The organism is Neobacillus jeddahensis, assembly GCF_000612625.1.
GTDB lineage: Bacteria > Bacillota > Bacilli > Bacillales > Cytobacillaceae > Neobacillus > Neobacillus jeddahensis.
In genome coordinates this window covers 38,908-51,708 of sequence record NZ_CCAS010000030.1, presented here as the reverse complement: position 1 = coordinate 51,708, position 12,801 = coordinate 38,908, and the positions used below count along the sequence as shown (strand labels likewise).

Annotated in this window: 15 protein-coding genes; 14 read left to right on the top strand and 1 reads right to left on the bottom strand. The window is 39.8% G+C overall.

Features of this window, described 5'->3' with window-relative positions:
* Positions 1-233: 233 nt before the first annotated feature.
* From TY15_RS13980 to rsmI, 11 genes are all read left to right on the top strand, one after another.
* Positions 234-437 carry a sigma factor G inhibitor Gin gene (locus tag TY15_RS13980; RefSeq protein ID WP_040206601.1) on the top strand — a complete coding sequence of 68 codons (204 nt, stop codon included), beginning with the start codon at positions 234-236 and terminating at the stop codon, positions 435-437.
* 92 nt (positions 438-529) lie between these two features.
* Positions 530-1,969, top strand: a complete 1,440-nt coding sequence (locus TY15_RS13975; protein ID WP_040206599.1) for an aminotransferase class I/II-fold pyridoxal phosphate-dependent enzyme — start codon at positions 530-532, stop codon at positions 1,967-1,969.
* 78 nt (positions 1,970-2,047) lie between these two features.
* Positions 2,048-2,671: a dTMP kinase gene (gene tmk, locus TY15_RS13970; protein WP_040206596.1), complete on the top strand. Its 624-nt coding sequence runs from the start codon at positions 2,048-2,050 to the stop codon at positions 2,669-2,671.
* A gap of 23 nt (positions 2,672-2,694) precedes the next feature.
* A complete protein-coding gene (locus TY15_RS25180) occupies positions 2,695-2,829 on the top strand; it encodes a hypothetical protein (protein WP_257000249.1) in 135 nt (44 codons plus the stop codon).
* Positions 2,830-2,882: 53 nt separating this feature from the next.
* Positions 2,883-3,212, top strand: coding sequence for a cyclic-di-AMP receptor (locus tag TY15_RS13965; RefSeq protein ID WP_040206610.1), 330 nt, complete (start codon positions 2,883-2,885; stop codon positions 3,210-3,212).
* A 34-nt stretch (positions 3,213-3,246) separates the two neighbouring features.
* Positions 3,247-4,254: a DNA polymerase III subunit delta' gene (gene holB / locus TY15_RS13960; RefSeq protein ID WP_040206594.1), complete on the top strand. Its 1,008-nt coding sequence runs from the start codon at positions 3,247-3,249 to the stop codon at positions 4,252-4,254.
* Positions 4,247-5,074 carry a PSP1 domain-containing protein gene (locus TY15_RS13955; protein ID WP_040206593.1) on the top strand — a complete coding sequence of 276 codons (828 nt, stop codon included), beginning with the start codon at positions 4,247-4,249 and terminating at the stop codon, positions 5,072-5,074. The genes holB and TY15_RS13955 overlap by 8 nt, the downstream gene beginning before the upstream one ends.
* Entirely contained in the window at positions 5,028-5,462 is a 435-nt protein-coding gene (gene yabA, locus TY15_RS13950) for a DNA replication initiation control protein YabA (RefSeq protein WP_179301794.1), read from the top strand. The genes TY15_RS13955 and yabA overlap by 47 nt, the downstream gene beginning before the upstream one ends.
* A 64-nt stretch (positions 5,463-5,526) precedes the next feature.
* Positions 5,527-6,267, top strand: a complete 741-nt coding sequence (locus tag TY15_RS13945; RefSeq protein WP_040206590.1) for a tRNA1(Val) (adenine(37)-N6)-methyltransferase — start codon at positions 5,527-5,529, stop codon at positions 6,265-6,267.
* Positions 6,257-6,544 carry a GIY-YIG nuclease family protein gene (locus TY15_RS13940; protein ID WP_040206588.1) on the top strand — a complete coding sequence of 96 codons (288 nt, stop codon included), beginning with the start codon at positions 6,257-6,259 and terminating at the stop codon, positions 6,542-6,544. Before TY15_RS13945 ends, TY15_RS13940 begins: the two co-directional genes overlap by 11 nt.
* Positions 6,522-7,403 carry a 16S rRNA (cytidine(1402)-2'-O)-methyltransferase gene (gene rsmI / locus TY15_RS13935; RefSeq protein WP_040206607.1) on the top strand — a complete coding sequence of 294 codons (882 nt, stop codon included), beginning with the start codon at positions 6,522-6,524 and terminating at the stop codon, positions 7,401-7,403. The genes TY15_RS13940 and rsmI overlap by 23 nt, the downstream gene beginning before the upstream one ends.
* 38 nt (positions 7,404-7,441) lie before the next feature.
* Here rsmI and TY15_RS13930 read toward each other — a convergent pair whose 3' ends face one another.
* Positions 7,442-7,732 (bottom strand): AbrB/MazE/SpoVT family DNA-binding domain-containing protein, encoded by a 291-nt coding sequence (locus TY15_RS13930; protein ID WP_179301815.1) that lies wholly within the window; start codon positions 7,730-7,732, stop codon positions 7,442-7,444.
* Positions 7,733-8,279: 547 nt separating this feature from the next.
* Here TY15_RS13930 and metG point away from each other — a divergent pair.
* The 3 genes from metG (at position 8,280) to TY15_RS13915 (ending at position 12,602) form a co-directional block, all read left to right on the top strand.
* Positions 8,280-10,244, top strand: coding sequence for a methionine--tRNA ligase (gene metG, locus TY15_RS13925; RefSeq protein WP_040206584.1), 1,965 nt, complete (start codon positions 8,280-8,282; stop codon positions 10,242-10,244).
* Between the two features lie 172 nt (positions 10,245-10,416).
* Positions 10,417-11,184, top strand: coding sequence for a TatD family hydrolase (locus TY15_RS13920; RefSeq protein WP_040206583.1), 768 nt, complete (start codon positions 10,417-10,419; stop codon positions 11,182-11,184).
* 236 nt (positions 11,185-11,420) lie between these two features.
* On the top strand, positions 11,421-12,602 hold the full coding sequence (locus TY15_RS13915; protein WP_040206581.1) for a G5 and 3D domain-containing protein: 1,182 nt from the start codon (positions 11,421-11,423) through the stop codon (positions 12,600-12,602).
* Positions 12,603-12,801 lie beyond the last annotated feature (199 nt).

Genomic DNA, 12,801 nt, shown 5'->3' with positions numbered 1-12,801 from the left:
GTTGCCAGGCAACAAAAAGGACAGCCCGAAAGGGTTGTCCTTTTTGTATTAGATGGTAAAGATAGGGCTTAAAGTAAAAAAGTACGAAGTGTTTTTTAAGAAAACGTGTATAGACATACACCCAATTGAAGATTACAACATACTATATTACAAGAGCCTATCGAAAAGATAATTCAAAAAATTGTATACAAATCAATATTTAAGGACAGAATGGGTGTATGGAGGTGGACGGGATGAGTTCATTTTTAGCAAAGAGTCATTATGAAAAAACATGCATTATTTGTGAAAATCTTAAACCAAAAGGCATACATCTATACACTTCTTTTATTTGTACTGATTGTGAAAACGATTTAATTCAAACAGATACAAATGATCCTAAATATAAACATTTTCTCAAACAGCTAAAAAAAATAACAACCCCTGAAATATTTTCATAATAAGTCCAATTTGGGCTTTATTTTTTTGTGGAAAATAGGAATGGCTATCATTTTTTGTTAAAATGAATGAGACTCACAGAAGGAAGAGAAAAATGAATATGCAAATGAAGAAGCCTTTATATGAAGCGTTAATGGAACATGTCAACAAAAGACCTGTTTCTTTTCATGTCCCTGGACATAAATATGGTTTTATTGAGCAATCGGACGCAAATCACTATTTTGAGCAGATCTTAAAGATTGATGCGACTGAATTATCGGGGTTAGATGATTTACACTCGCCTGAGGGGGCAATCTTTGAAGCAGAAAGGCTATTAGCGGACTTATATCATACGAAAAAGAGTTTTTTTCTTGTGAATGGTTCAACCGTAGGTAACCTCGCGATGATAATGGCTACCTGTACAGAAGGATCAATTGTCCTTGTCCAAAGAAATTGCCATAAGTCAGTGTTAAATGGATTGAGATTAGCGAGGGTGAGACCAATTTTCCTCGAGCCAGAATATAATCACGATTGGAAGGTTGCTGTTGGGGTTAGTACTGAAACCGTTAAACAGGCTATAAACCGCTATCCAGACGCTAAAGCAGTGATTGTAACTTACCCAAATTATTATGGAATGACCTATGATTTAGAAAGTATTATTCATTTGGCCCATCTTCAGGACATCCCTGTATTGGTAGATGAGGCGCACGGGCCTCATTTTATCGTCGGGAAACCTTTTCCAGCATCATCCCTCGCATTAGGGGCAGATATGGTGATCCATTCAGCCCACAAGACACTTCCCGCGATGACGATGGGTTCGTTTCTACATATTAATAGTGACTTGATAAATGAAGCGAACGTAAAGGAATACTTAGGAATGTTGCAATCCAGCAGCCCCTCTTACCCGATTATGGCCTCGCTTGATATCGCAAGAAATTATGCTGCTACATACGAACAAAAGGATTTGTCTTTTTTACTAAGTGAGATAAATGACTTTAAAGAGAGCTTACTCGAAATCCCTGCAATAAAAGTGTTAGATTTTCCAAACTGTCAAGGTGATCACCTGAAAGTAACCATACAGTCACGGTGTGAGTTAAGTGGATTTGAACTGCAACAGAGGTTTGAAGAGATGGGGATCTATACAGAATTAGCAGACCCGTTTAATGTGTTGTTCATCCTTCCATTATTAAAGGAAGGGGAACATTATCCATTAGAGGAAACAGCAGTGAAAATAAGCAAGGCGCTCTCTGGTTTGGCCACTCAGGTGGAAAGAGAAGAGGTCCATCTGGAAAGTCAAGGGATTGCGGAGCTAGCTATCCCCTATCATAAAATGGAGACGTTTGCCGTAAGAGAGGTACCGATAGATGAGGCAGTGGGTCTTATTTGTGCAGAGTCACTTATTCCATATCCACCAGGAATTCCCTTGTTATTAAAGGGGGAACAAGTAACAAAAGAAAAACAGCAAGAACTGAATCGACTGGTACGATCTGGGGCAAGGTTTCAAGGGGGCTCCTCATTAAAAAAAGACTTGATAAAGGTATTTGTACTAGGATGAACATAGATGCTGGATAACTCGAGGCACCAAGTCGTACTGAGCAACATGAGATAGTTACATTTTGGAGGTTTAATATAGATGAGCAATGGAATTTTTATTACGTTTGAAGGACCAGATGGAGCGGGCAAATCGACAATTATTGATTTGGTGGCGAACCAGCTTCACGATGCCCTATTAACGCGTGAACCAGGTGGGATTGAAATTGCCGAACAAATTCGTAAGGTCATTTTAGATAAGGAAAACACGTTAATGGATCCTCGAACGGAAGCCCTTCTTTATGCAGCAGCTCGTAGGCAGCATTTGATTGAAAAAGTAAAGCCTGCATTAGCGGCAGGAAGAATCGTTTTATGTGACAGGTTTGTCGATAGCTCATTGGCCTATCAAGGCCATGCGCGAGGGTTAGGTATGGACGAGGTATTTACGATTAATCAATTTGCGATTGAGAATCTCATGCCGGAGTTGACCATCTATTTTGATATAGAACCAGAGGTGGGGCTTAAACGGATTAATAAGAATAAAGATAGAGAGATTAACCGGTTGGATTTAGAAGATCTTGCCTTCCATCAAAAGGTTAGAGAGGGGTATGAAATCTTAATGAACAGATTCCCTGACCGGATGAAGCGGGTGGACGCCTCTGGATCGATTGAGGAAGTGCTTAAGAGAACCCTGCAGATTGTAGAAGAGAAATTGGCAGAAAAATAGCCTCTATAGGTTGATAATAAAAGATGGTAAATAGGAATGCTGATTATCGTAAAATTAACTGGCTCCAGTCACTAGCGACGAGTGTACAAATTAATTATCTGAAAATTAATCATCTATTCTACTCTATTAAAGGAATGCTGATCGAGAACCTGTTATAATAAAGATAGAGGACATTAGCATTGTAATATATGGAGAAGAGGGTGTGTTCAAAATGAAACTTATCATAGCCGTTGTTCAAGATCAGGATAGCAATCGTTTATCTAAAGCCTTAATAGACTATAATTTTAGAGCGACCAAATTAGCTAGTACAGGTGGATTTTTGAAGTCGGGAAACACTACTTTTATGATCGGGACCGAGGATATTCGGGTTGACAAGGCACTCCAAATTATAAAGGACAATTGCAGGTCGAGAGATCAACTGGTCGCTCCTGTATCACCGATGGGGGGAAATGCCGATTCCTATGTTCCTTACCCTGTGGAAGTAGAGGTTGGAGGGGCAACTGTATTTGTTTTACCGATTGAACAATATCTGCATTTTTAAATGAATGTATTAACTGATAAAGTGAGTGATTTGCTTGGAAAAAACATGGGATCAACTAGAGGAGCTGCAGCCTACAGTCTTGAAAATGTTAAAAAACAGCTTATTGAAAAATCGAGTGGCCCATGCATACCTATTTGAAGGCATGAGAGGGACAGGTAAAAAGGAAGTCGGTCTTTTACTCACGAAGGCGCTATTTTGCGAGTCCCTTATCGAAGGCTATAAACCATGTGAGACATGTAACAATTGCCGACGTATTCAGAGTGGAAATCATCCGGATGTTCATATTGTCGAACCGGATGGGTTATCCATTAAGGTTGATCAGATTAGAAGCTTGCAAACTGAGTTTTCAAAAAAGGGAGTAGAATCCTTGAAAAAGGTGTACTTGATCTCTCATGCTGATAAAATGAGTGTAAGTGCATCCAATAGCTTGTTAAAGTTTTTAGAGGAACCGAACCCTGGAACGGTTGCTTTTCTGTTAACCGAACAATTGCAGCAGCTCTTACCAACGATTCTTTCAAGGTGCCAAATATTGACATTTAAGCCATTAGCACCTAAAGTAATGATGAAACAACTTGTTGAAAATGGCGTCGCGCCAGTAAAGGCACCGTTATTAGCCCAGTTAACCAATAACTTAGATGAAGCGCTTAAATTAAATGTCGATGAATGGTTTGCACAAGCCCAAAAAATAGTGGTAAAATTATATGAGGTGCTGAAAAAAAATCCGCTAGAAGCGATGGTCATGCTTCAAAGCGATTGGTTTTCACATTTCAAAGAGAAAGAACAGATTCATCGTGGTTTAGATCTTTTACTTCTTATTTTTAAGGATTTACTATATATACAATTAGATAAGCAGGAGCAAATGGTTTTCATAGAAGAAGACGAGCGGTTAAGGCAATTTGCCCTGCAAACATCTGGACGGCGCATATCGGATCAAATGTCAGCTATTCTTGAAGCAAAAAGAAAGCTGCAGGCAAATATGAATCCTCAGCTGATGATGGAACAGCTTGTGTTAAAATTGCAGGAGGGATCTTCATTTGTATGATGTTGTAGGAGTACGCTTTAAAAAAGCGGGGAAAATCTATTATTTTGATCCTGGAGACCTCTCAATCGAAAAGGACGACTTTGTCATTGTTGAAACGGTTCGTGGCGTTGAATATGGTAAGGCAGTTATCGCCCGAAAACAAGTAGAGGAGCACGATGTTGTCCTTCCATTAAAAAAAGTGGTGAGAATTGCTGATCATAAGGATCGCATGATTGTAGAGGAAAATAAGCAAGCAGCCGAAGAGGCGTATCAGGTTTGTAATGAAAAAGTGAATGAGCATCAACTGGATATGAAGCTAGTCGATGTTGAATATACATTTGACCGAAACAAGGTCATTTTCTACTTTACGGCAGATGGAAGAGTTGACTTCCGTGAGCTTGTTAAAGATTTAGCTGCTATTTTTCGAACGCGTATTGAATTACGCCAAATTGGCGTTCGTGATGAAGCCAAGATGCTTGGCGGGATTGGACCGTGTGGCAGAATGCTATGCTGTTCGACCTTTTTAGGTGATTTCGATCCTGTTTCCATTAAAATGGCGAAGGATCAAAACCTTTCCTTAAATCCCACCAAGATTTCTGGATTGTGCGGTAGACTTATGTGTTGCTTAAAATATGAAAATGATGAATATGAATCTGCTAAAGAGGCTCTGCCGGATTTAGGGGAAATCATCGAAACACCACAAGGTAAAGGAAAAGTGGTAGGATTAAATATATTAGAGCGGGTACTTCAGATTGAACTAAAGGAACAAGAACGGGTTCTGGAGTATACTTTGGATGAAATCATTAAAGAAGGTGCCTTTTCTATACAATCCACAGATTAATGAGGTGGAAGCCGTGGATAAAAAGGAAATTTTTGAATCAGTAAGTAATATGGAAACACAAATTGGCCATCTTTATCAGCAACTAGGGGAATTAAAGCAGCATTTAGCTGAGATACTAGAAGAGAATCATTATTTAAAGCTTGAAAATGAACATTTGCGGCGCCGTTTAGATGTAACCACGGAAGTAGAAAAGAAACAATTAGAGAATAAAAAGGGCGTTGAACCCCCAGGCCTGTCTCCTGCTGGTAAGCCATTTGATGTTGGTGAAGGATATGATAACCTCGCCCGTCTTTATCAAGAAGGGTTTCATATTTGTAATCTTCATTTTGGAAGCTTGCGGAAGGATGGCGATTGTCTATTCTGTCTTTCTTTTCTTAATAAGAAATAACCTAAAGAGGCTGACCACATCAGCCTCTATTTTCATACATACATTTTAGATTGGATTGATCTATTTGGTGAACCTAAAAGAAGATGAGCGGCTTGATTATTTACTTGCTGAGAATTTACGAATTATTCAAAGCCCTTCTGTTTTTGCTTTTTCACTCGATGCTGTCTTACTGGCACGCTTTGTTTATGTACCAATTCAAAAGGGGAATATAATCGACCTCTGTAGTGGCAATGGGGTCATTCCATTATTTTTAAGCGCTCGGACAAAAGCAACGATTACGGGGGTTGAAATACAAGAACGTTTATTTGATATGGCCATTCGCAGTATTGAATATAATGGACTTGAGGATCGTTTACAGATGATTCACGGTGATCTCAAGGATATCCCAAAGCAACAAGGGTTTGGAAAATATGATGTTGTAACCTGCAATCCTCCTTATTTTACAACGTCATCCAAACAAGAAATAAATCCGAATGAGCATCTGGCTATTGCCCGACATGAACTATTGTGCACGTTAGAAGATGCGATCAAAGCCTCAAGTCAATTAGTGAGGCAAGGTGGGAAGGTGGCATTTGTCCATCGTCCAGGTCGCCTGATGGATATCATTACGCTGATGCGGCAGTATCGACTGGAGCCAAAGCGGATTCAGTTTGTCTACCCTAAGCTGGGAAAAGAAGCCAACACCATTTTAGTGGAGGCAATCAAGGATGGCAGTCCGGATTTGAAAATTCTCCCGCCACTGATCGTTTATAACGAGGCAGATGAATATACTCCTGAAATCAGAGGGATTTTATATGGAGAGTAGCAGTCACTATTTTTATGTTCTAACCTGTATAGATGGTAGTTTATACGGTGGATATACCAATAATCTCGAACGCCGAATTAGACTGCATAATGACGGAAAGGGAGCCAAATATACACGTGGCAGGGGCCCAGTCAAACTTACCTATTTTAAAGGGTATGAACATAAAAGTGATGCTTTAAAGGCTGAGTACCAATTTAAACAATTACCTAGAAAGAAAAAGCTTGAGTTTTTACTAAGAGAAAATGGTGATGAACATGTGGCAGCAGAAAAGCTTTGAGAATGAGGAGCATAAAGGAATTCTCTATTTAGTTCCAACTCCCATCGGTAATCTTGAAGATATGAGTTACCGGGCAATTAGAATCTTAAAAGAAGCAGATTTAATTGCGGCGGAAGATACAAGAAATACGAAAAAGCTGTGCAATTATTTTGAAATAGAAACGTCGATTGTCAGTTATCACGAGCATAATAAAGAGGCAAGTGGAGAAAAACTGATCGAAAAGGTTAAGCAAGGGTTAAAGGTAGCCCTCGTGAGTGATGCCGGAATGCCAGCTATTTCTGACCCAGGCTATGAACTTGTGTTGGCAGCGATTGATGAACAAGTGGCGGTTGTCCCATTACCAGGGGCGAATGCAGCCCTTACCTCATTAATTGCTTCGGGATTGTCGTGTCAGCCCTTTTACTTTTATGGGTTTTTACACCGTAATAAGAAAGACAAACGAGTGGAGTTAGCAGGTTTGAAAAATCAAACGGCAACGTTAATCTTCTATGAATCTCCCCATCGCTTAAAAGAGACATTAGCGATTATGCTTGATGTACTTGGGAATAGAAATATTGCTCTGTGCCGGGAGTTAACGAAGAAATATGAGGAATTTATTCGTGGAACCCTTGAGGAAGCCATTGCTTGGGCTCATCAGGATGAAATTCGTGGTGAGTTTTGTTTGATTGTGGATGGGACGGATCAACAAGAGGAGGACGAAGCGCTTAGCTGGTGGCAGCATTTATCACTTGAGGAACACGTGAATCACTACATATCAGTTAAAGATATTCCTTCAAAGGAGGCCATTAAGCAGGCCGCAAAGGATCGTGGTATCACAAAACGAGAAGTATACCAGGCCTATCATGTTGAGGATAAATAAAAAATGCTCCAGCACTTTTTAGTGCTGGAGCTGTTTTATTATTTAGCTACTTCGAAGTTTTTTTGGATCTCTTCAAGTAATTGCTCTGCACCTTCACGGCTAAGAATTAATTTTCCGCCAGCAAGAGCTAAATTATCATCAGAAACTTCACCAGTTACTTGGCAAGTCATATTAGGCTTATATTTTTTCAAAACGATGCGCTCGTCGTCAACGTAGATTTCAAGAGCATCTTTCTCAGCGATACCAAGTGTACGTCTTAATTCAATTGGAATTACCACACGACCCAATTCGTCAACTTTACGAACAATACCTGTAGATTTCATTATGATGATCTCCTCTCAATTTTACAAAATTAGTAATCTATCTTTTAATTCATTCGTCACAATTCGACAAATTTCTTATAAATCAATAATACCAGTACTTCCCATATCCGTCAATTATTTTATTTTAAAAAATAAAAGGAAATTTTTCCTTATGGAGCAGTAGTTGATTTGTAAGGAAAAATTAAATACTTATTTCATTTATATAGGATAATTATAATATCTATAATTAAAACTACTATTATTGTAGAAAAGTGAGAATTCGACAATCTTCTACATTACTCTTGCTTATCCTACATATGGTTCGGTCGTTCCTTGAGAATTATGGGTGTATTAGGAAAATTTTTTTAATAAATGGAAGTCAATGAAGGTGCTTTCTTGCACAAATGTTTATTTTTCGGTATATTTTGATGATAGAAGCAGTAAAAAGAGGCAATAATAGTTTAATGGGGTTTTGGTTCATTTAGACTGTAAAACCTGTCAAGCTCAAGTACCCAGTGACTAGTCCATACGTCGCTAAATGGGTACTGCGCTTTTCTAATGAGGAGGGAAATTGATGGAGAAAAATGGTAAGAGCTTTTATCTAACAACGCCGATTTATTATCCAAGTGGGAATTTACATATTGGTCATGCGTATACCACAGTTGCTGGTGATGCAATGGCCCGGTACAAACGGATGCGCGGCTACGATGTGATGTATTTAACGGGTACAGATGAGCATGGTCAAAAAATCCAGCGCAAAGCTGAAGAAGCAGGGATAACACCACAGCAATATGTCGATGGCATTGTCAATGGTATTAAAGAGCTATGGAACAAACTCGATATTTCTTATGATGATTTTATTCGGACAACGGAAGAAAGACATAAACAAGTGGTTGAAAAAATATTTGCCCGTCTTTTAGAACAAGGGGATATTTATTTAGATCAGTATGAAGGTTGGTATTGTACTCCGTGTGAATCCTTTTTTACTGACCGGCAGCTAGTTGATGGGAATTGTCCTGATTGCGGTCGTTCTGTAGAAAAAGTAAAAGAAGAATCATACTTTTTTAGAATGAGTAAGTATGTTGATCGGCTTTTACGATTTTATGAGGAAAATCCTGAGTTTATCCAACCGGAATCTCGCAAAAATGAAATGATCAATAACTTTATCAAGCCAGGATTGGAAGACTTAGCTGTTTCTAGGACAACTTTTGATTGGGGTATTAAAGTGCCTGGTGATCCAAAACACGTTATTTATGTGTGGATTGATGCTCTTTCTAACTATATTACAGCCCTTGGTTATGGTACGGACAATGATGAGAAGTATGCTAAATACTGGCCGGCCGATGTTCATCTTGTTGGAAAGGAAATTGTTCGTTTCCACACGATTTACTGGCCAATCATGTTAATGGCTTTAGATTTACCGCTGCCTAAAAAGGTCTTTGCCCATGGCTGGTTGTTGATGAAGGATGGAAAAATGTCCAAGTCAAAGGGGAATGTCGTCGATCCAGTGACATTAGTGGACCGATATGGTTTAGATGCGCTTCGTTATTATTTATTAAGAGAGGTTCCATTCGGCGCAGACGGTGTGTTTACGCCAGAGGGCTTTGTTGAAAGAATTAATTTTGACCTAGCTAATGATCTTGGGAATTTGTTAAACCGGACTGTTGCCATGATTGACAAATATTTTGATGGGGTCATCCCGGATTATGCTGGCTCTGTTAGTGAATTTGACGAGTCATTGCTACAAGTAAATCGGGAAACGATTACGAAGTACGAGGAAGCGATGGAGAAGATGGAATTCTCCGTGGCATTAACGTCCATTTGGCAGTTAGTGAGCCGGACCAATAAATATATTGATGAAACGCAACCATGGACTTTAGCAAAGGATGAAGACCGTAAAGGGGAGCTTGCTAGTGTAATGGTGCATCTGGCTGAATCACTCCGCCAAACTGCCATTCTGTTACGTCCATTTTTGACACGGACACCTGACGGGATTTTTTCACAACTAGGTATACACGATGAACAGTTAACTACTTGGGATAGTCTTGAGACTTTTGGTGGGATTGCAAGTGGGACAAAGGTGGAGAAGGCTGCACCGCTATTCCCACGGTTGGAGATCGCCGAAGAAGTAGAATTTATTAAGGCAAAAATGAATGGTTCTGCACCTGTTGTCGAGGAAAAGGAAGAGGTCAAAGCGGAGAAACCAGATGAACTGGCTGAAATCGCAATTGATGACTTTATGAAAATTGATTTACGTGTGGCAGAGGTGATTGAAGTTGAACCGGTTAAAAAGGCGGATAAACTGCTCAAGCTTCAGCTTGATCTTGGCTATGAAAAACGTCAGGTCGTTTCAGGAATTGCACAATACTATAAGCCTGAGGAACTGGTAGGGCGGAAAGTCATTTGTATCACCAACTTAAAACCAGTTAAACTTCGCGGCGAATTATCGCAAGGAATGATCTTGGCAGGTTCAATGGACGGTCAGCTTTCGATTGCAACGGTTGATCAATCATTACCAAATGGCTCTAAGGTAAAATAATGATAGACAAAAAGCGCCCCCATAGGGCGCTTTTTACATCGAAAATTGTCAACTTTTCGATGTTAATGTTTCACGTGGAACATTTATCCTGTTTAGTTGCTGTTTTTTGACATTGTGCAACCAGACGTACACAATGGGAAGAAATAAATAGAAAAGAGGGATTTGATTTAGTATGTTATTCGACACACATGCCCATTTAAATGACACCCAATTTAATGAGGATTTAGAAGAGGTCATTGCCAGGGCCCAAAATGAAGGCGTTACAAATATGGTCATTGTCGGCTTTGATCGACCGACCATTAATCGAGCGATGGAATTAGTGGAAACTTATGATTTTATGTATGCATGCGTAGGCTGGCATCCTGTTGATGCGATTGACATGACAGATGAAGATTTACAATGGATTGAGGAACTGGCAGTACATCCAAAGGTGGTCGCCATTGGTGAAATGGGCTTAGATTATCATTGGGACAAGTCTCCAAAGGATATTCAAAAGGACGTTTTCCGTAAGCAAATTCGCTTGGCCAAAAAAGTTAAACTCCCGATCGTTATACACAACCGGGAGGCCACTGCCGACATCGTGGAAATCCTCAAGGAAGAAGGTGCCGAGGAAGTAGGCGGGATCATGCATTGCTTTAGCGGCAGTCCGGAAGTGGCAATAGAATGCGTGAAAATGAATTTTTATATCTCACTAGGGGGGCCTGTTACCTTCAAAAATGCAAAAAAACCAAAAGAAGTCGCAGCGGAGATTCCATTAGATAAGCTGTTAATTGAGACAGACTGTCCGTATTTGGCTCCACATCCGTATCGAGGAAAAAGAAATGAACCTGGGTATGTGAAGTTAGTCGCTATGGAAATTGCCGAAATAAAGGGTTTGACATTTGAACAAGTAGCGGAAGCCACGACACGAAATGCTAAAAAATGTTTCGCCATAAAATGATAAGGGAATTTGTCGAAGGCACAAGAAGCTTGTCCTAATTTTTTCTGATAACAAAAAGTTCTACATGTCTCCTTTTCAACATAGGATAACCGTGTCGATAAGTTTTTCTTTGCAACCTCCCCAAGTTTATGCATAATTAGAAATACCTTGGCAAGGTATGCAAGGATTGACAGCCGACAGCATGGTTTTATAAATCTCTCCGAGAAAAGGAGGCGTTTTTCATCGTATTCCAAAACATGAAAAACCTTTTTTCCGAGTCTTTGAGTGGGAGGAATTTGATCATTGCTATTGCTAGTTTCCTAGTTTTGCTAACAGCTCTTGGCATTCATTTATTTGAAGGTTCAAAGAAAACTGTGGCAATAACGATTAATGGCAAGCCAGAGGTCGTAAAAACACATGCAGATACCATCAATGAATTGTTAGATGAACTGGATGTACCCTTTCACTCACAAGACTACCTGTATCCAACGGCAAATAAGAAGGTAAGGAACCATCTTAAAGTTGTTTGGAAACAGGCGAACAAGGTTCACATTGTCAAAGACAACGAGAAGAAAACGATCTGGACAACGGCCGGAACGGTGGCTGAACTCCTAAAGGAACAGAAAATATCAGTAAAAAAACAGGATCAGATTGCACCCAACCCGCAAACGGCAATTAGGAATAAGATGAATATAGAAGTAAAGAGTGCGATTCATCTTACATATGTGGACGGAGGTAAGGAACAAAAGGTTTGGACCACTTCGGCTACGGTCGCTGACTTTTTAACACAACAGGGTATCAAACTAAATGAATTAGACCGAGTTGAACCGTCATTAACAGCACCCATCTCAAAGAATGGTGTCGTTAACGTCATTCGAGTAGAAAAAGTCACCGATGTAGTGGAAGAACCCGTTCAATATGCCGTGGTAACCAAAAAGGATGAAAATTTAGAAAAGGGCCAGGAAAAAGTTGTCACTCTAGGGAGACACGGGCTTGTGTCTAAACAATTTGAAGTGGTTTTGGAAAATGGTAAGGAAGTTTCCAGAAAACTGATGAATGAGCAGAGTATTACCAAGAAACAAGATAAGGTTGTGGCTGTCGGAACAAAGGACTTAGCTGTTCAGGTTTCCCGTGGTGGCACAGAAACGGGAACAGAGTATTATGTGACTGCAACTGCCTATACGGCTTATTGCAATGGCTGTTCAGGGCGTACAGCGACAGGATTAAATATCCGTGCTAATCCGAATATGAAAATAATTGCTGTTGATCCAAGGGTCATTCCACTTGGAACAAAGGTGTATGTGGAAGGTTACGGTTACGCCGTTGCTGCAGACACAGGTGGTGGGATTAAAGGTTATATCGTTGATTTATTAATGCCATCTAAAGAGGAAGCCTACCGCTGGGGGCGGAAGAAGGTCAAGATAAAGATTTTACAGTAAGTCAATCTATTGACTGTGCTGTTGCATAATCTATTTGTTCATGTTGCTCCAGTACCTCCGGGTGTTGGAGCTTTTCTTATAATAACGGAATTTATCTGTTTTGGCTTTGAGAATTGCCCAGCTCCAAGCGCCTTGCGCGTTTCTCTTGCAAAAGCATTTTGCTTTTTCTGAGATTTTCTTTATACTTACAACGATGCAT

Coding starts and splice junctions, on each gene's coding strand:
- TY15_RS13980 (WP_040206601.1), top strand. CDS start 234: ATGAGTTCATTTTTAGCAAAGAGTCATTATGAAAAAACATGCATTATT.
- TY15_RS13975 (WP_040206599.1), top strand. CDS start 530: ATGAATATGCAAATGAAGAAGCCTTTATATGAAGCGTTAATGGAACAT.
- tmk (WP_040206596.1), top strand. CDS start 2,048: ATGAGCAATGGAATTTTTATTACGTTTGAAGGACCAGATGGAGCGGGC.
- TY15_RS25180 (WP_257000249.1), top strand. CDS start 2,695: ATGGTAAATAGGAATGCTGATTATCGTAAAATTAACTGGCTCCAGTCA.
- TY15_RS13965 (WP_040206610.1), top strand. CDS start 2,883: ATGAAACTTATCATAGCCGTTGTTCAAGATCAGGATAGCAATCGTTTA.
- yabA (WP_179301794.1), top strand. CDS start 5,028: ATGAAATCATTAAAGAAGGTGCCTTTTCTATACAATCCACAGATTAAT.
- TY15_RS13940 (WP_040206588.1), top strand. CDS start 6,257: ATGGAGAGTAGCAGTCACTATTTTTATGTTCTAACCTGTATAGATGGT.
- rsmI (WP_040206607.1), top strand. CDS start 6,522: ATGTGGCAGCAGAAAAGCTTTGAGAATGAGGAGCATAAAGGAATTCTC.
- metG (WP_040206584.1), top strand. CDS start 8,280: ATGGAGAAAAATGGTAAGAGCTTTTATCTAACAACGCCGATTTATTAT.
- TY15_RS13920 (WP_040206583.1), top strand. CDS start 10,417: ATGTTATTCGACACACATGCCCATTTAAATGACACCCAATTTAATGAG.
- TY15_RS13915 (WP_040206581.1), top strand. CDS start 11,421: ATGAAAAACCTTTTTTCCGAGTCTTTGAGTGGGAGGAATTTGATCATT.